The sequence below is a fragment of the Tranquillimonas rosea genome, assembly GCF_900111315.1.
GTDB lineage: Bacteria > Pseudomonadota > Alphaproteobacteria > Rhodobacterales > Rhodobacteraceae > Tranquillimonas > Tranquillimonas rosea.
The window spans coordinates 245625-263475 of record NZ_FOGU01000005.1 but is presented as its reverse complement, the minus strand read 5'-3'; the positions used below and the strand labels follow the sequence as shown (position 1 = coordinate 263475).

Sequence of the window (17851 nt, the reverse complement as noted above, 5' to 3'; positions counted from 1 at the left end):
CTCGGGAACGGGTGGCTCTTCGGTGGCGGGGCGCTCAGAACCCCACGATCTGATCGGGCAGCCAGGTCGCCAGCGCCGGGAACGACGCCACCGCAGCCAGGGTCAGTAGCTGCAGAAGGATGAACGGCACGACGCCGCGGCACATCTGGCCATAGGTCATGTCCGGGGGCGCGATGGACTTGAGGTAGAAGATCGACGACGCCATCGGAGGCGTCAGATAGCTGGTCTGGATCACGATGATGACCATCGTGCCGAACCACACCGGGTCCACCCCGGCGGACCGGATGAACGGGGTGAACAGCGGCACGCAGATCAGCACGTTCGCCGTCCAGTCCAGCACGAAACCCAGAAGAAGCACGACGAGCAGGAAGAACACGATCATTCCGCCGGTGCCGAGCCCCGCGCCTTCCACCGCGGCGCGGATCAGCCGCGAACCGCCATTCGCGGCGAAAGTGCCCATGAACATCGTCCCCGTCGCGACGATCAGCAGGATCATCGCCGAGATGCGGACCGTGATCTGAAGCGACTCCCGCAGCATGGGCAGGCTGAACCGTCCATAGGCGATGCTGAGCAGAAGCGCGCCCAGCGCCCCCACCGACGCCGCCTCGGTCGGCGAGGCGATCCCCGCCAGGAGAGAGCCCAGCACCGCGACGATCAGGCCGAAGATCGGCAGCAACGACGTCAGGGTCAGCCACAGCTTCTCGCCCAGGGGAATATCGTTCGCCTCGTCCTCGAGCGTGCCCTGTTCCGGCGGAGAGAGCATGCCCTGCACCACGAGGTACAGGATGAAGATGCAGATCATCAGCAGCCCCGGCAGCATCATCCCCGCCAGCAGCTCGCCCACCGACATCTGCGCGAGCGAGGCGTACATCACCGCGATCACCGACGGCGGGATCATCGTGCCGAGCGATCCGCCGGCGCAGATCGTGCCGGCGATCAGGCTGTTGCGGTAGCGGTGGCGTTGCATCGCCGGGATGGCCATCATGCCGATCATCACCTCGACCGCGCCCACGACGCCCGCCGCGGCGGCGAACACCGCCCCCATGGCGATCGTCGCCACGGCCAGCCCGCCGGGCAGCCGCGAGAGCCAGAGCTGCATGACCCGGAACAGCCGTTCCGCAATGCCCGATCGCTCAAGGATCGCGCCCATCAGGACGAACATCGGGATGGCCGCCAGAATGAAGTTCGTCGCCGCCGAGTAGAACGAACCGTAAAGCTGCGCCGGCGCGTGCATGCCGAACGCGGTCAGGCCGGCCCCTGCGGATACCACGGCGAGCGAAAAGGAAATCGGTATTCCGGCCAGCACCAACAGGAACAGGGCCGGGAACATGACGGCGGCGACGATCATGTCAGGCCTCCAGGTCGAATTCGGCGTGGGTCCGGCCGCGGAAGGCGCGCAGGCCCTGCACCGCGATCTGCAGCGTCAGCGCCACCAGGCCCAACGCCAGCAGCGAAAAGAACGGCCACATCAGCGGCGCCCAGGGACTGACCATCTCGACCTCCGACGTGCGCCAGGCCCGCAGCGCGCGGCCGACGGCGAACCACGACAGCGCGCCGAAGATCGGCGTCAGGAGGCAGAAGAAGACGACCCCCTCGATGAGACGACGGGGCCTTGCCGGGATCTTGTTCGCGAGAAAGTCGATCCGCACATGGGCGTCCTCCTTCAGCGCGTAGGCGGCGCCGAGGACGAACAGGACGCCCGTGCACATGTAGGAAATGTCGAAGGCCCACAGCGTCGGGGCATTGAAAATGTACCGCGCCGCGACCTCGTAGATCATCGAAGCGACCAGGATGAGCGTCACCAGTTCGGCCACGCGCGACAGGATGCGCGACACCCGATCGACCCATTGGAACAGCGAACTCATCCCGGTCCCTCCCTGGCTCAGTCTTCGTTCCGGATCAGATAGCTGCTCTCGGAAGACCAGCGGTCCTTGAACGCCATGTACTCGTCCAGAAGGTCCGACATGCCGGAGTCGCCTTCTTCCGCACGGGACGCGGCCGTCTTGGTGATCCAGTCGACGCCGGCCTCGGACAGTTCGGTGACGAACTCGGGGTCGAGCGTGATGATCTCGTTGCGGCCCTCGCGATAGACATCCATCGCCTTGATGTCCTCGCTGTAGAAGTGCAGCAGCGCCTGCATCGTCGTCAGGTCGGCGGCCTTCTCGAGCAGGGGCTTCAGGTCATCGTCGAGCCCGTCCCAGGTCACCTGCTTCATCACCAGTTCCCACAGGAAGGTCGGCTGGTGGACGCCCGGCACGATGATGTATTCGGCCGCCTCGTGGAAGCCCTCGGGCAGGTTGCCCGACGGCGGGCCCCACTCGATCGCGTCCACGCCCTTGCGCTGCAGCAGCGTGTAGATCTCGCCCGGCGGCACGACCGTCGGCACGGCGCCGAAATACTCGCCCATCACCTCGGCCCAGGGACCCGAGGTCCGGTACTTGAGGCCCTGCAGATCCTCGGCGTTGCGGATCGGCACGTTCGAATGGGCCATGACCTCGGACGAGCCGATGCCGACGACAAGGCTCTTCAGGCCCTCTTCGGCACGCATCTCGTACAGGGCTTCCTTGCCGCCGGCCTCGTAGATCCAGGTGATGTAGGCCTCGGGGCCCATGCCACCGGGGAAGCCCGCGAAGATCGCGTTCTCGGGATTCTGGTTCACGAGATAGCTCGGGGTGGAATGGCCGGCCTTGACCACACCGTCCTTCACACCCTCGTAGACCTGCAGCGCGGGAACGAGCACACCGGCCCCGAACGGCTCGATCTCGACACGTCCGTCGGTCAGCACGTCGACGTTGTCGGCGAACCGCTCGAGGAAGTTGACATAGTAGGGCGACCCCTCGGGGACCGAGGTCGGGACCTGCCAGGTTACGTCCTGTGCCAGGGCGGGCAGCCCCGCCAGCACGATCGGCGCGGTCAGCGCGATGGTCTTCATGGAATTCAGCATTGTGTTTCCCTGTTGCGTTTTCGGTCGAACGCGCGACGCGCACCCGTTCACTTTCGCGCCTCGCGGCTGGTTTTTTGGTGCCGTGGCAGGCGCAGCGCCGCCAAATCCCTGGACCGGGAGGCACCCCTACACAGCGGCAAGGGAACGGTAGCCGACCGGAATACTTGTTGTCGACTTAAAAAATACAAAGAGTCGATAATCGATACGGCTGCCTCTTAAGACTCTGTTTTCAATCCCATAATTACTGCTGCATCGCGCGAACAGGCGCGGGAAATCAGCCATCTGGCCCGCGGCGCGCGGCGGAATCACCCCGCTCGGCGCATGCGTCCTAAAGAGACATCGACGCGTTCTCGCGGCGGTCGGCCGAGATGTAGGACTGGATCTGCCGCACGATCTGGTCGGCGTGGGCATGGGCGATCTCGTCGGCGTCGGTCACGTCTCGTGCCTCGATCGCGGCGACCATGCGGTCGTGTTCGTCCAGGTAGATCTCGGGCAGTTCGTCGTTGAACGACGAATAATAGAACCGCAGCAGCCGCCGCCCCTCGTCCAGCAGCCGCTCGAACAGCTCGGTGTAATAGTGGTTCTTGCCCGCCCGCGCGATCTCGGCATGGAAGTCGCGGTTGACCTCGATCATGCGCGACACGTCCTTTTCCGCCACCGCCGCGGCATAGCCGTCGCGCAGCTCGCGGATGCGCGCGATCTCGTCCTGCGAGCGGTGCGTCGCCGCAAGCCGCGTGGTGACGCGGTACATCAGCGTCAGCGCATCGAAGAACTGCGGCAGCTCGAAGAAGTCGATGGGCGCCACGATGGTCGAGCGGTTGGGCAGCGTCACGACAAGCCCGTCACCCACCAACCGCACCAGCGCCTCGCGGATCGGCGTACGGGACATGCCGAAGCGTTCCGTCAGCTTGGTCTCGTCCACCGGGCTGCCGGGCGCCATGCGCAGTTCCAGGATCTCGCGCTTGATCGTGTCATATACGGTCGCGACGCCCTGGCCCCGCTTGTGCTTGGCCTTGGGCTGTTTCGGGGCGCTCTTGGGGTCGGCCATGGCACGGGGCTCCAGAAATCCGTTTGCAGGCTACAGCTTAGCCGGAATCCATTCATTGTCGCGTGGATCGGACATCCCCGTCACGGCACCGAGAATCCGTGCGCGTAGGGGTCCCGGTCGTCGATGAAGATCGTGTTGAACCCGGTCTGCCGCGCCCAGCCGCCGATCGACGGGACGATCGCCGCACGGTCGCCCACCTGCGTGGCGGCATCGACGCGGCCGTGGAACAGGCTGCCGATGATACTCTCATGCACGAAATCGTCGCCCACCGACAGCCGGCCCCGCGCAGCCCATTGCGCCATCCGGGCCGAGGTGCCGGTGCCGCAGGGCGAGCGGTCGATGGCGCGCGTGCCGTAGAAAACAGCGTTGCGCGCATGGGCGCCGGGCTGCGTCGGGGCGCCGGTCCATTGCACGTGCGTCAGGCCCGAGATCTGCGGGCTCTCGGGATGCACGAAGTCGTGCGCCGCGTTCAGCGCCGACCGGATCTGCGGGCTCCACGCGATGAGATCCCCCGCGCCGTGGTCGGCCATGTCGCGAAAGCCCGGCTGCGGATCGACGATGGCGTAGAAGTTGCCGCCATAGGCCACGTCGACCACCAGCGGCCCCAGCCCCGGCACCTCGACCTCCAGCCCCTCGGAATGGAGGAACGCGGGCACGTTGGTGATCCGCACCTCCTCGACGAAGCGGCCCTCCTGCCGGTATTCGGCCACCACCAGCCCCGCCGGCGTCTCCAGCCGCAGACGCCCCGGCTCTCTCGGGGTGACGAGCCCGTTCTCCAGCGCCATCGTCACCGTTCCGATCGTGCCGTGGCCGCACATCGCCAGGCAGCCGGAGGTCTCGATATACAGCACCGCCACGTCGCAATCGTCCCGCGTGGGGGGATACAGGATCGCGCCGGACATCATGTCGTGACCGCGCGGCTCGAACATCAGGCCGGTGCGGATCCAGTCGAACTCGGCCAGGAAATGCGCCCGCCGCTCCAGCATCGTCGCGCCCTCCAGCCGTGGCCCGCCCCCGGCGACGAGCCGGACGGGATTGCCGCAGGTATGCCCGTCGATGCAGTGAAAGGTGTGCTGTGCCATCCCGCGCCCCTCAGAACCGGCCGGGGCGGAAGGGGGCAAGGTCCAGCCCCGGCTCGCGTCCGTCCACAAGGTCGGCCACCAGTTCCGCCGTTCCCGCCGACTGGGTCAAGCCGAGATGCCCGTGCCCGAAGGCATAGATCACCTCCGCCGCGCCCGGCGCCGGTCCGATCACCGGCAGGCTGTCGGGCATCGACGGGCGGAAGCCCATCCATTGCTCCCCCGCCTCGGACCCCAACGTCGGAAGGAAGCCCCGTGCCTTGTCCAGCATCACCTCGGCCCGGCGCATGTCCGGCGGCCGGTCCAGCCCGCCCAGCTCGACCGCGCCGCCCACGCGCACCCGGTCCCCGATGCGCGAGACCACGAAGCCGTGCGCCGCGAAGGTCAGCTGCGTCCGCACGTCCGCCGCCCCCATGGGCAGGGTCGTGTTGTAGCCGCGCTCGGTCTCCAGCGGCAGCCGGTCGCCCAGCGTGCGGCTCAGGTGATGCGACCACGCCCCCGCCGCGACGACCACCCGGCGCGCTGTGATGTCGGCACCATCGGTGCGCAGGGTCACGCCGGCGGGCCCCCGCTCCAGCGCCGTCACGGCGGCCGTCCGGATCGTCCCGCCCGCCTGCACCAGCAGTTCGGCCAGCCGCTCGGTCCAGAGCGCTGGGTCGGTCACGTTCAGCCAGTCGGGCGCAAAGGTGCCGTGGGTGAACCGGTCCGACAGGCCCGGCTGGATCTCGGCCAGCGCGCCCAGCCCCTCGACCGGCACGGTCCGCACGCCATGGGCCGCCTGCGCCGCCCGTTCGTGCGCGTCCGCCCTGTACGCCGCGGCGCTTTCATAGAGCTTCAGCTGCCCCTCGCGCCGCAGGACCCGCTCCAGCCCGTGCCGCGTCACCAGCCGCTCCAGCGCGTCCGAGGACCGCCCCATCAGCGCCGCCTGCGCCGACACCGACGCGGCATAGCGGTCGCGCCAGCTGGCCCGCCAGAACCGGACGAGCCAGGGCAGAAGCCGCGGGAAATAGGCCGGCGGCACGGACAGCGGCCCGGTCGGATCCAGCAGCCATTTAGGCGCCTTGGTGACGACACCGGGGGTGGCCAGCGGAATGATGTCGGAAAAGGCGAAGGCCCCGGCATTCCCGCGCGAGGCCTGGGCCGCGACGCCCGCCCGGTCGATCAGCGTCACCTCATGGCCGCGCCGCGCCAGCTCCAGCGCGATGCTCACGCCGACCACGCCCGCGCCGATGACGGCGATCTCTTCGGTCATGTGCGACCTCTCTTTGGCCGGACGGCGTAAACGCGGCCGGCCCGGTGCATTTTTATTGTCGACAACGTGCTCGCCATGCCACGCCCCGACCTTCGCCTCAAGTCTTGCCGCACCGCTCGCGCACCCGGCCCGCTTTCTGCTACCGCTCGGCCATCCCGCCCCGTGTCCCCGACGACGAGAGTGCCATGACCCGCGTTTTCCTGACCCACACGCCCGAGATGCTGGCGAACTACTATCCGCAAGAGGCGCTGGACGCCCTGCGACAGCACGCCGAGGTACGGATCAACGACACCGGCGCCGTGCTGGACGCCGACACGCTGCCCGGCGCGGCGGCGGGATGCGGTATCGTCATCACCGACCGGCAGACCGCCTGCCCGGCCCCGGTCTTCGCACAGGCCGAAGGGATCGGCGCGGTCCTCAGATGCGCGGTGGACGTGCGCAACATCGACATCACCGCCGCCAGCGCCGCCGGCATCCTCGTGACCCATGCCACGCCGGGCTTCGCGCCGGCGGTGGCGGAACTGGCGCTTGGCTACATGGTGGATCTCGGGCGGGGCGTGACCCGCAGCGCCCTGGCCTATCGCGGCGGCGCGGCGCCCGAGGCGCGGATGGGCGTGCAGCTTGCCGGGGCGACCCTCGGCGTGATCGGCTATGGCGAGATCGGGCAGCGGCTGGCCCGCGTCGCCGCCGCGCTGGGGATGCACATCCTCGTCACCGATCCCCACAGCCGCATCGACGAATCCGGGATCGAACAGACCGATTTCGGGTCTCTGATGGCGCGGTCCGATTTCGTCGTCTGCCTCGCCGTGGCCAATGCCGAGACCGAGAACCTCATCGACGCCGACGCGCTGGCGCGGATGCGGTCCGACGCGTTCTTCATCAACCTCTCGCGGGGCGAGCTGGTGGACGAGGACGCGCTCGCCGCCGCGCTGGACTGCGGCGGGATCGCCGGCGCGGCGATGGACGTGGGCCGCGCGCCCGACCAGATGCCCAACCCGGCCCTAGCCCGCCGCGACGACGTGATCGCCACGCCCCACACCGGCGGGCTCACCCCGCCGGCCATCGCGCACCAGGCGTTCGACACCGTCCGACAGGTCGAGGCGCTGCTGGCCGGCCGGATGCCCGAGGGCGCGCTGAATCCCGACAGCGCCACCCGGCTCGCTCCATTGCGCGCGGGCTGAGACCGGTCAGATGTCGAAGGTCACGCCCTGTGCCAGCGGCATCTCGGTCGAGAAGTTCACCGTGCTCGTCTGCCGCCGCATGTAACCCTTCCAGGCGTCCGACCCGCTCTCGCGCCCGCCGCCCGTGTCCTTTTCGCCCCCGAAGGCGCCGCCGATCTCGGCGCCGGACGGGCCGATATTCACGTTGGCGATTCCGCAATCCGACCCGGTGGCCGACAGGAATGTCTCGGCCTCGCGCAGATCCAGGGTGAAGATACACGAGGACAGGCCCTGCGGCACGTCGTTGTGCATCGCGATCGCCTGATCGAGGGTCTCGTAGCCCATGACATAGAGGATCGGCGCGAAGGTCTCGGTGCAGACGGTCTCGGTCTGGTCCGGCATCTCGACCAGCGCGGGGGCGACATAGACCCCGTCGGGCACGCCCTCGGTCACGCTGCCGCCCCCGTGGACGGTGCCGCCCTCGCCCTCGGCCGCCGACAGCGCGGCCCGCATCGCCTCCAGCGCCTCGGGCCCGATCAGCGGCCCGACCAGCATGCCCTTTTCGCGCGGGTCGCCGATCCGGAGCGATCCGTAGGCCTGTTTCAGCCGCGCGACCAGCTCTTCGCGGATCGACTCGTGCACGATCAGCCGGCGCAGCGAGGTGCAGCGCTGCCCCGCGGTGCCCACGGCCGAGAACACGATGGCCCGCACCGCCATGTCCAGATCCGCCGACGGCGCCACGATCATCGCGTTGTTGCCGCCCAGCTCCAGGATCGGGCGGCCGAACCGCTCCGTCACCTTCGGCCCGACGGCGCGGCCCATGGCCGTCGATCCGGTGGCCGACAGGATCGGCACGTCGCGCGACGTCACCAGCGCCTCGCCCACCTCGGCCCCGCCGACGACCACCTGCAGCAGGTCATCGGGCGCGTCCTCTCCGAACCGCGCGACCGCCCGCTTGAAGATCTCCAGCACGGTCAGCGCGGTCAGCGGCGTCCGCTCGCTCGGCTTCCAGATCACCGGGTCGCCGCAGACCAGCGCCAGCGCGGCGTTCCAGGCCCACGGGGCGACGGGAAAGTTGAACGCCGTGATGACGCCGCAGGGGCCCATCGGATGCCAGGTCTCGCTCATCCGGTGGCCGGGACGCTCGGACGCGATGGTCAGCCCGTAGAGCTGCCGCGACTGGCCCAGCGCGAAGTCGCAGATGTCGATCATTTCCTGCACCTCGCCCAGCCCCTCCGACACGACCTTGCCGGCCTCGAGCGTGACCACGTCGCCCAGCGCCTGCTTCGCCGCGCGCAGCTCTTCGCCCAACAGCCGCACCAGCTCTCCCCGGCGCGGCGCGGGGACGCTGCGCCAGTGGCGGAAGGCGGCCGTGGCGCGGGCGATGACGTCGGGCATCTCGTCGGGCCGCGTCTCGGTCAGCCGGGCCACCTCGGTGCGGTCGATGGGCGACCGGACCGACAATGTCCCGCGCGACAGCCGTGCCTCGGACAGTCCGGCGGCGCGCAGGACGGCGGCGTGATCGGGGGAGGTACGGGGCATGTCGGTCATCGGGCTCACCTTCGGATGGGGCATGGATCGGTCGTTGGCCGCACGATGCCCGGTCGCTGCGCGATGGGCAAACCCGGCCCGCGATCGTATGCCGCTTTGTGCACGCGCGGTGCACGCCCCGTGCACGTCCGGTGTCACCCTTGCGTGATCTCACGAAGGCCTCAGTTGCCACGGGCCGGGGGCCGCCACACCATCCCCGTCGAACCGCAAGGAGGAGCCACCATGACATCAAAGACCCCCTTCGCCCTGACCGCGACCCTCGCCCTGGGCCTCGCCGCGCCGGGCCTCGCAAGCGCTCAGGGCACCGAGACGGCGGTCTTCGCCGGCGGCTGTTTCTGGTGCGTCGAAGCCGATTTCGAGAAGGTCCAGGGCGTCGGCGACGTCGTGTCGGGCTTTACCGGCGGTACCACGCCGAACCCGGAATACCGCAGCTCGGGCGACCACATCGAAGCCGCGCGCATCCCCTACGACCCCGGCACCGTCAGCTACCGCCAGCTCGCCGACCTGTTCTTCCGCTCGATCGACCCGACCGACGCCGGCGGCCAATTCTGCGACCGCGGCCGCGAATACACCACGGCGATTTTCGTCCAGAATCCCCAGCAACGTCAGGCCGCCGAAGCCGCCAAGGCCGCCGCGGAACAGGAGCTGGGCCAGGAGATCGTCACCCCGATCCGCGACGCGGGCGAGTTCTATCCCGTGGGCGACTACCACCAGGACTATTACAAGAGCGACGACCGGCTCGCGGTGTCGTCCGTCGGCCTCGCGGTGCCCAAGAAGGTCGCCTATGAGCGTTATCGCGAAGGCTGCGGTCGCGACCAGAGAGTGCGTGAGCTTTGGGGCGACGACGCGCCGTTTGTCGGATCCTGAGCTGTCGGGTTCGTGGGGGCGCTGCCCCCACGAACCCGAGATATTTGATGGCAGAAGAAGGGTTCAGTCGGTCCTGGACGCGTCGACCTCGTCGCGGGAGGGAATGGCGTCGGCGGCGCCGGGCCTTTGGACCTGGAGCGCCGCAGCGGCGGCGGCCAGCGCCATCGCCTCGCCCGGCGGGTGTCCGGTATCGAGGCCCGCGGCGAGGTAACCGGTGAAGGTGTCCCCGGCGCCCGTCGTGTCCACCGGCGTGACCCGCGGCGCAGGCACGCTCACCCGTTCGCCGGTCCCCGGCGTGATCCAGTCCGCGCCGTCGGCCCCCCGCGTGACGAGAATCGCCGGCACGTCGAGATCGGCGAGATCCCGGCCGAGCGCGGCGGTCAGCGCTGCCGCCTCGCCCTCGTTCATCACCAGGAGATAGACGTAGGGCATCACTGCGCGCACGGCCTCGGCGTCGAACGGGGCGGCGGAATAGACCACGCGCAGGCCCTTCTCGTCGGCGATGCGGGCGGCCTCGACCTGGCAGGTCGTCTCGTTCTGAAGCAGCAGGAGATCGTCCGGCGCGGCGCCCGAGAGGGCCTCGGCGATGCGGGCCGGGCTCGTCGCTGCATTGGCGCCGGCGAAGATGACGATCGTGTTCTCGCCGTCGTCGGCCACGGTGATGATCGCATGGCCGGTTGGCATGTCGCCCGGGTGGACATGGGCGGTGTTTACGCCCGCCGCGGCGAGGCGGTCGACGGCCCATTGGCCGTCGGGGCCCACGCCGCCGATATGATGCACCGTGGCGCCGGCGCGGGCGGCGGCGACGGACTGGTTGGCGCCCTTGCCGCCCAGACCGTGGGTCAGGGCGCGGGCCGCGATCGTCTCGCCCGGAGCGGGCGCGTGGGGCACGGCGTAGACGCAGTCGGCGTTGATCGAGCCGAAATTCCAGATCGTCACGGCATCAGTCCATCTTGCAGGCGGCGATCGCCGCCATGTTGAGAATGTCGTTCACCTGCGCGTTGGTCGAGCAGATCTGGATCGGGCTGTTCACGCCGGTGAGGATCGGACCGATCACCGTGGCGCCGGCCATCTCCTGCATCAGCTTGACCGAGATCGACGCGGAGTGTCGGGCAGGCACGACGAGGACGTTCGCCGGACCGCCGAGGCGGCAGAACGGGTATTGCGCCATCGAGCGTTCGTTCATCGCCACGTCGACCGTCATCTCGCCGTCGAACTCGAAATCGACCTTCCTTTCTTGGAGGACGCGGACGGCGCGGGACATCTTGCCCGCGCGCTCGCTGTCGGGATAGCCGAACGTCGAGTAGCTGACGAAGGCCACGCGCGGCTCGAGGCCGAGGTCGCGGGCGGTGGCGGCTGCGGCCTGGGCGATGTTGGCGAGATCGATCTCGTCCGGCCATTCGTTGACCAGCGTGTCGGCGATCAGGATGATCCGCCCCTTGTGCAGCAGCGCGGTGACGCCGACCGCACCGTCCTCGGCCCCGGCATCGAAGACGTGGCTGATCAGGTCGAGCGCGTGGGCGGACTTGCGCGTCGCGCCGGTGACCATCGCGTCGCCCTCGCCGTGAGCGAGGAGCAGCGAGGCGAAGACATGCCGGTCGCGCGCAGCGAGACGGTGGATGTCCTGGGCATCGAAGCCGCGGCGCTGGAGCCGTTCGTAGAGGAACGCCTTGTAGGTCTCGAGATTGGGGGGCGTTGCGGCGTTGATCACCTCGAGCTCGTCGACCGCGTCGCCGAGTCCCTCGGCCTCGAGCCGGGCCTTCACGTCGGCGGCACGACCGACGACCAGTGCCTGGCCCAGGCCGTTGCGCTGATACGCGACGGCGGCCTTGAGGACACGGACGTCGTCTCCCTCGGCGAAGATCATGCGAGCCTGGGCGGCCTTGGCGCGGTTGTAGAGGCCGCGCAGGATGCTGGCGGTGGGGTCCATCCGCGCCTTGAGCGTCAGCTCGTAGCGCTCCATGTCGACGATCGGGCGGCGGGCGACGCCGGTATCCATGCCGGCACGGGCCACGGCGGGCGGCACCCGGAAGATCAGGCGGGGATCGAAGGGCGTCGGTATGATGTAGTCCCGGCCGAAGGTCAGCTTGCGGCCATAGGCCAGGGCGACCTCGTCGGGCACGTCCTCGCGCGCGATGGCGGCCAGCGCCTCGGCGCAGGCGATCTTCATCTCGTCGTTGATCGCGCGGGCGTGGATGTCGAGCGCGCCGCGGAAGAGATAGGGAAAGCCCAGGACGTTGTTGACTTGGTTGGGATAGTCGGACCGGCCGGTGGCGACGATGGCGTCGGGGCGGACCTCGTGCGCGTCCTCGGGCGTGATCTCGGGGTCGGGGTTGGCCATGGCGAAGATCACCGGGTCGGGGGCCATCGAGCGGACCATGTCCTGCGTGACCGCACCCTTGACGCTGACGCCGATGAAGACGTCGGCGCCGTCCATCGCCTGTTCCAGGGTGCGCAGGGGCGTGTCGGCGGCGTGGGCCGACTTCCACTGGTTCATGCCCTCCTGACGGCCCTGGTAGATGACCCCCTTGGTGTCGACCATGATGCAGTTGTCGTGCCGCGCGCCCATCGACTTCAGCAGTTCGAGACAGGCGATGCCGGCGGCGCCCGCGCCGTTCAGCACGATCCGGCAATCGACGAGCTTCTTGCCGCTGAGATGCAGCGCGTTGATCAGGCCCGCGGCGCAGATCACGGCGGTGCCGTGCTGGTCGTCGTGAAAGACCGGGATGTCGAGCTCTTCCTTCAGGCGCTGCTCGATGATGAAGCACTCGGGCGCCTTGATGTCCTCGAGGTTGATGCCGCCGAAGGTGGGCGCCATCAGCCGGACCGCCTGGCAGAACGCGTCCGGGTCCTCGGTGTCGAGTTCGACATCGATCGAGTTCACGTCGGCGAAACGCTTGAACAGGACGGCCTTGCCCTCCATCACCGGCTTCGAGGCGAGTGCGCCGAGATTGCCCAGCCCGAGCACCGCCGAGCCGTTCGAGATGACCGCGACGAGGTTGCCCTTGGTCGTGTAGTCATAGGCGAGCTCGGGCTGCGCGGCGATCCGTTCGCAGGGGACGGCGACGCCGGGCGAGTAGGCAAGGCTCAGGTCCCGCTGGGTGGTCATCGGAACGCTGGCCGAAACGTCGAGCTTCCCCGGGCTCGGCTCCAGGTGATAGGCGAGCGCCTCCTCGTCGGTGAATCTCTTGGCCATAATCCCCTCCTCGTCTCCGGCTCCTAGCTGGCACGAAGCGCCGCGCGGGTGCCACCGGAAAAGTGACCAGCCTTCCGGGCGATTGCGGTGCGGGCGTCACAGGTGCGGGGCGAGTCCGCCCGCGACCTCACGCCAGCTTCTCTCATGCGTGACATTTCGCTAGGAAACCCCATGCGAGTGCTTGCGGGAACCCTGGGCGTCCTTGTCGCGCTGGTGGCGATCTGGCTGCTGGGGCGCGACCTGATTCCGCCGAAATCGCTCAGCTTCGCGGCGGGCACGCCAGGCGGCGGCTATGCGGCCCTTGCCGAGCGCTATGCCGACATCCTGGCGCGCGACGGCATCGACGTGACGATCCTGGACAGCGCCGGGTCGGTCGAGAACGCGGCGCTGCTGGCCGAGGGGCGCGCGGACGTGGCGCTGCTGCAGGGTGGCATCCTGGCACCGCAGGGGACCGAGGCGTTGGGAGCGGTGTTCCACGAACCGCTGTTCGTCTTTGCGCGGGCCGATGCGGCGATTCCTCGAAACCCGGGGGCGTGGCGCGACCTGCGGCTGGCCATCGGCGGCCAGGGGTCGGGCACGCGGGCCGCCGTCCGGTCGCTGCTGGCGGCGAGCGGGGTGCCTGAAGGCGCCAACACGCTGGTGCCACGCGGCGGTGCGGACGGTGCCGAAGCGCTGCTCTCGGGCGCGGCCGACGCGGCCTTTTTCGTGGCACCGCTGACCGCGCCGTATCTCGAGCCGCTTTTCGCCGATACGAGCGTCACGCTGATGCGGCTCGACTACCTCGAGTCGCTGTCCCGCCGTGTCCAGCATTCCGAAGTCGTGAGCCTGCCCGCGGCGGCCGTGTCGCTGGCGCCGCCGCGGCCCGACGCGCCGACCCCGCTGCTGGCGATGGTGGCGCGTCTGGTGGCGGACGCGGATCTGCACCCTTCCCTGGTGGACCGGCTGGTGATGGCGGCGCGCGAGATCCACTCGGGGCGCGACCAGATCACCGACGAGCAGAGTTTTCCCACGACAGCGGGCGTGACGATGCCGCTGGATGTCTATGCCCGCGACCTGATCCGAACGGGGCCCAGCCCGCTGTCGTCCTTCCTGCCCTACTGGATGGTCGCGCAGGTCAACCGCTTCGCGATCCTGCTTCTGCCCATCGTGTTCCTGCTGCTGCCACTGCTGCGGTCGATCCCCGGTCTCTACCAGTGGCGGATGCGCGCGCAGGTCTATCACCATTATCGCGAGATCCTGGATATCGACGCCGAGGCTCGCGAGACCGAGGATGCCGGCCGGCTGGAGGCTCTGCAGCGGCGGCTGGACGAGATCGACGGCACCATCGCCCAGCTGCGCCTGCCGCTGGCCTACCGGCACTATGCCTATACCGCGCGGCTTCACGTCGACCTCGTCCGCGCCCGGATCGGCGAGCGGCTGGAGCGTCAACAAGCCTGACGGGTGGCCGTGCGAGCGTTCGCGCTAGATTCTCTCGGGATACGGGATTTCGGAGGGACGGCCCATGTTTCTGGACGCCATCAACGCGGCCTCGCCGCGCACCGAGAACGGCGCGATCAATGTCTTCGTCGAGACGCCCAAGGGCAGCCGGCACAAATACGACATCGACCCCAGCGGTCTGTTCCGCATCTCGCTTGAACTGCCCGAGGGGCAGATCTTTCCCTTCAGCTTCGGTTTCGTGCCCGCGACAAAGGCCCCGGATGGCGATGCCCTGGACATCGTCCTGGTGACCGCGGGCGGCGTGCCCGCCGGCGCGCTGATCGAGTCGCGACTGATCGGCGTGCTGAAGATGGAGAACGACGAGGACGGCAAGATGGCCCGCAACGATCGTGTGGTCGCGGTGGCGAACATGTCGCGCATATTCCAGGGGGTCGATACGCTGTCGCAGATGCGGCAAGGCTTTGCCTGGGACATGGAAGAGTTCTTTCACACCTACAATCGCATGATCGAGCGGCCCTTCAACATCGTCGGGCGTGGCGAGGCCGACGAGGCGATGAAGATGCTCGAGGAGGCCGAAGCCGCCGCCCGCTGACTTTCCGGCCCCGCGCCACGGTGATAGACGACGCGAACCCAGGCGAGACGGAGGGGCGGGTTGTCCAGCGCAGTGACGCCGATGATGGCGCAGTATCTCGAGATCAAGGCCGAACATCCCCAGGCGCTGCTGTTCTATCGCATGGGGGATTTCTACGAACTGTTCTTCGGCGACGCAGTCGCCGCCGCCGAGGCACTGGACATCGCCCTGACCAAGCGCGGCAAGCACGAGGGCGACGACATCCCCATGTGCGGCGTCCCCGTCCATGCGGCCGAAGGCTATCTGCTGACGCTGATCCGCAAGGGATTCCGCGTCGCCGTGTGCGAGCAGATGGAGGATCCCGCCGAGGCGAAGAAACGCGGCTCGAAGTCGGTGGTCCGGCGCGAGGTCGTGCGGCTGGTCACGCCAGGCACGCTGACCGAGGAAAGCCTGCTGGAAGCGCGGCGGCACAACTATCTCGCCGCCTGGGCCGAGGTGCGGGATGAATGTGCGCTGGCCTGGGTCGATATCTCGACCGGCATGTTTCACGTGACACAATGCCCGCCGGTGCGGCTGGGCCCCGAACTGGCCCGGCTGTCGCCCCGTGAACTGGTCGTGTCCGAGACGAAAGAGACGGATCTGGCCGACATCGCCGCCGAAGCCGGGGCGGCCCTGTCTCCGATGTCGCGCGGATCCTTCGACAGCACCGGCGGCGAGGCGCGGCTGACGCAGCTGTTCGGTGTCGGCTCGCTGGAGGGGTTCGGCACGTTCGGGCGGGCCGAGGTGTCGGCCATGGCAGCCATCGTCGCGTATCTGGAGATCACGCAGAAGGGCAAGCTGCCGCTGCTGCGCCCGCCGATGCGCGAGAGCGCCGACCGCGTGATGCAGATCGACGCGGCGACGCGGCGCAACCTCGAACTGACGCACGCGCTGTCGGGCGGACGGGACGGGTCGCTCCTTTCGGCAGTAGACCGCACGGTGACCGCCGGGGGCGCGCGGCTTTTGGAACGGCGCCTGACGAGCCCCTCGCGCGATCTCTCGGTGATTCAGGCCCGGCAGGAAAGCGTAGCCTTCCTGACCGAGAACACGCGGCTGGCCGAGGACCTGCGCGCCGACCTGAAGCGGGCGCCGGACATGGACCGGGCGTTGTCCCGGCTGGGTCTCGACCGCGGCGGGCCGCGCGACCTGGCGGCGATCCGGAACGGTCTGATCCAGGCGCAGGCGGTGGCAGAGCGGCTGTCGGGCGATTTTCCCGAGGGGCTGGCGCAGGCTTCGGCGCGCCTGACCGGGCATGACGCCCTGATCGACCATCTCGATCAGGCGCTGGTGGCCGAGCCGCCGCTCATGCTGCGCGACGGGGGTTTGATCGCGCCGGGATATGATGAGGACCTGGACGAGACCCGGCGCCTGCGCGACGAAGGGCGCGGCGTGATCGCCGGGATGCAGGCCGAGTATGCCGGAGAGGCAGGCATCTCGTCGCTGAAGATCAAGCACAACAACGTGCTGGGCTATTTCATCGAGACGACGGCGACCCATGCCGACCGCATGATGTCGCCGCCCTTGTCCGACACCTTCATCCACCGTCAGACCACGGCCAATGCGGTGCGTTTCACGACTGTAGCCCTGAGCGAACTGGAGACGCGGATCCTCAACGCCGGGGCCCGCGCGCAGGAGATCGAGCGGCGGCTCTTCGGCGCACTACGCACGGAGGTGATCGACGCCGCAGGCGAGATCAACGAGACGGCGCGCGCCCTGGCCGAGATCGACGTCGCTGCGGGGCTGGCCGATATCGCCCGGTCCGAGGACTGGTGCCGCCCGGTGGTCGACGACAGCCGCGCGTTCGAGGTCGGGGCCGGGCGGCATCCGGTGGTCGAACAGGCCCTGCGCCGCCAGGGGGCCGGTCCGTTCATCGCCAACGATTGCGGCCTGTCCGACGGCGACGGCGCGGCGACCTGGCTGCTGACCGGGCCGAACATGGCGGGCAAGTCGACCTTCCTCCGACAGAACGCGCTGATCGCGCTGCTGGCGCAGATCGGCTCTTTCGTGCCCGCTGGATCGGCGCGGATCGGGATGGTGAGCCAGCTGTTCAGCCGCGTGGGCGCCGCCGACGACCTGGCGCGGGGTCGGTCGACCTTCATGGTCGAGATGGTCGAAACGGCGGCGATCCTGAACCAGGCCGACGACCGCGCGCTCGTGATCCTCGACGAGATCGGTCGCGGCACGGCGACCTATGACGGCCTGTCGATCGCCTGGGCGACGCTCGAGCATCTGCATCAGCAGAACCGCTGCCGCGCGCTATTCGCGACCCACTACCACGAGCTGACGCGGCTGGCCGATCAGCTGGACGGGGTGACCAACGCCACGGTCGCGGTCAAGGAATGGGAAGGTGAGGTCATCTTCCTGCACGAAGTGCGGCAGGGTTCGGCCGACCGATCCTATGGCGTGCAGGTCGCGCGTCTGGCTGGCCTGCCCCATGCGGTCACCGAACGCGCCCGCGTCGTGCTGGACGCACTGGAAGAGGGTGAGCGCGAGGGCGGCGGCCGGGCCAAGACCCCGTTGGACGACCTGCCGCTATTCTCGGCGGTGCCGCCCGCGCCCCCTGCCCCGGCGCCCAAGGGCTCTGCCGTCGAGGACAGGCTGCGCGAGGTGCATCCCGACCAGATGACGCCGCTCGACGCCCTGGCCCTGGTCTATGACCTGAAGAACATGCTCTAGGCGGCGCGGCCCGGACGGATCCGGGCCCGCG

13 protein-coding genes and 1 pseudogene are annotated in these 17851 nt (G+C 69.0%); 5 read left to right on the top strand and 9 right to left on the bottom strand.

Annotated features, from left to right (window positions below; translation table 11 throughout):
- Positions 1 to 34 precede the first annotated feature (34 nt).
- The 6 genes and pseudogenes from BMZ25_RS10475 to BMZ25_RS10450 all read right to left on the bottom strand — a co-directional run.
- Positions 35 to 1348, bottom strand: a complete 1314-nt coding sequence (locus tag BMZ25_RS10475) for a TRAP transporter large permease (protein ID WP_092693234.1) — start codon at positions 1346 to 1348, stop codon at positions 35 to 37.
- A gap of 1 nt (position 1349) precedes the next feature.
- Positions 1350 to 1865 carry a TRAP transporter small permease subunit gene (locus tag BMZ25_RS10470; protein WP_092693232.1) on the bottom strand — a complete coding sequence of 172 codons (516 nt, stop codon included), beginning with the start codon at positions 1863 to 1865 and terminating at the stop codon, positions 1350 to 1352.
- A gap of 17 nt (positions 1866 to 1882) precedes the next feature.
- The gene (gene dctP / locus BMZ25_RS10465; RefSeq protein ID WP_092693229.1) at positions 1883 to 2944 is read right to left on the bottom strand and encodes a TRAP transporter substrate-binding protein DctP; all 1062 of its coding nucleotides are present in this window, start codon (positions 2942 to 2944) and stop codon (positions 1883 to 1885) included.
- 328 nt (positions 2945 to 3272) lie between these two features.
- Positions 3273 to 3992 (bottom strand): GntR family transcriptional regulator, encoded by a 720-nt coding sequence (locus BMZ25_RS10460; RefSeq protein WP_092693228.1) that lies wholly within the window; start codon positions 3990 to 3992, stop codon positions 3273 to 3275.
- An 80-nt stretch (positions 3993 to 4072) separates the two neighbouring features.
- Positions 4073 to 5074 (bottom strand): 4-hydroxyproline epimerase, encoded by a 1002-nt coding sequence (locus tag BMZ25_RS10455; RefSeq protein WP_092693226.1) that lies wholly within the window; start codon positions 5072 to 5074, stop codon positions 4073 to 4075.
- Positions 5075 to 5084: 10 nt separating this feature from the next.
- Positions 5085 to 6341, bottom strand: a pseudogene (locus BMZ25_RS10450) (NAD(P)/FAD-dependent oxidoreductase); the annotation flags it as partial.
- A gap of 167 nt (positions 6342 to 6508) precedes the next feature.
- On the opposite strand from BMZ25_RS10450, the gene BMZ25_RS10445 reads away from it, so the two are divergent.
- Positions 6509 to 7504, top strand: a complete 996-nt coding sequence (locus tag BMZ25_RS10445) for an NAD(P)-dependent oxidoreductase (protein WP_092693223.1) — start codon at positions 6509 to 6511, stop codon at positions 7502 to 7504.
- Positions 7505 to 7510: 6 nt separating this feature from the next.
- Here BMZ25_RS10445 and amaB read toward each other — a convergent pair whose 3' ends face one another.
- Positions 7511 to 9034, bottom strand: coding sequence for an L-piperidine-6-carboxylate dehydrogenase (gene amaB / locus BMZ25_RS10440; protein ID WP_235859838.1), 1524 nt, complete (start codon positions 9032 to 9034; stop codon positions 7511 to 7513).
- A gap of 222 nt (positions 9035 to 9256) precedes the next feature.
- Here amaB and msrA point away from each other — a divergent pair, with 222 nt between their 5' ends.
- Positions 9257 to 9901, top strand: coding sequence for a peptide-methionine (S)-S-oxide reductase MsrA (msrA, locus tag BMZ25_RS10435; RefSeq protein WP_092693221.1), 645 nt, complete (start codon positions 9257 to 9259; stop codon positions 9899 to 9901).
- Positions 9902 to 9964: 63 nt separating this feature from the next.
- On the opposite strand, the gene BMZ25_RS10430 is transcribed toward msrA, so the two are convergent.
- Entirely contained in the window at positions 9965 to 10840 is an 876-nt protein-coding gene (locus BMZ25_RS10430) for a ribokinase (protein WP_092693219.1), read from the bottom strand.
- Positions 10841 to 10844: 4 nt separating this feature from the next.
- On the bottom strand, positions 10845 to 13097 hold the full coding sequence (locus BMZ25_RS10425; RefSeq protein ID WP_092693216.1) for an NADP-dependent malic enzyme: 2253 nt from the start codon (positions 13095 to 13097) through the stop codon (positions 10845 to 10847).
- A gap of 171 nt (positions 13098 to 13268) precedes the next feature.
- On the opposite strand from BMZ25_RS10425, the gene BMZ25_RS10420 reads away from it, so the two are divergent.
- From BMZ25_RS10420 to mutS, 3 genes are all read left to right on the top strand, one after another.
- Complete coding sequence (locus BMZ25_RS10420; RefSeq protein WP_177190443.1) at positions 13269 to 14534, top strand: TAXI family TRAP transporter solute-binding subunit; 1266 nt, start codon at positions 13269 to 13271, stop codon at positions 14532 to 14534.
- Between the two features lie 64 nt (positions 14535 to 14598).
- Positions 14599 to 15126, top strand: coding sequence for an inorganic diphosphatase (locus tag BMZ25_RS10415; protein WP_092693213.1), 528 nt, complete (start codon positions 14599 to 14601; stop codon positions 15124 to 15126).
- Between the two features lie 81 nt (positions 15127 to 15207).
- Positions 15208 to 17820 (top strand): DNA mismatch repair protein MutS, encoded by a 2613-nt coding sequence (gene mutS, locus BMZ25_RS10410; RefSeq protein ID WP_092693211.1) that lies wholly within the window; start codon positions 15208 to 15210, stop codon positions 17818 to 17820.
- Positions 17821 to 17851: the final 31 nt, after the last annotated feature.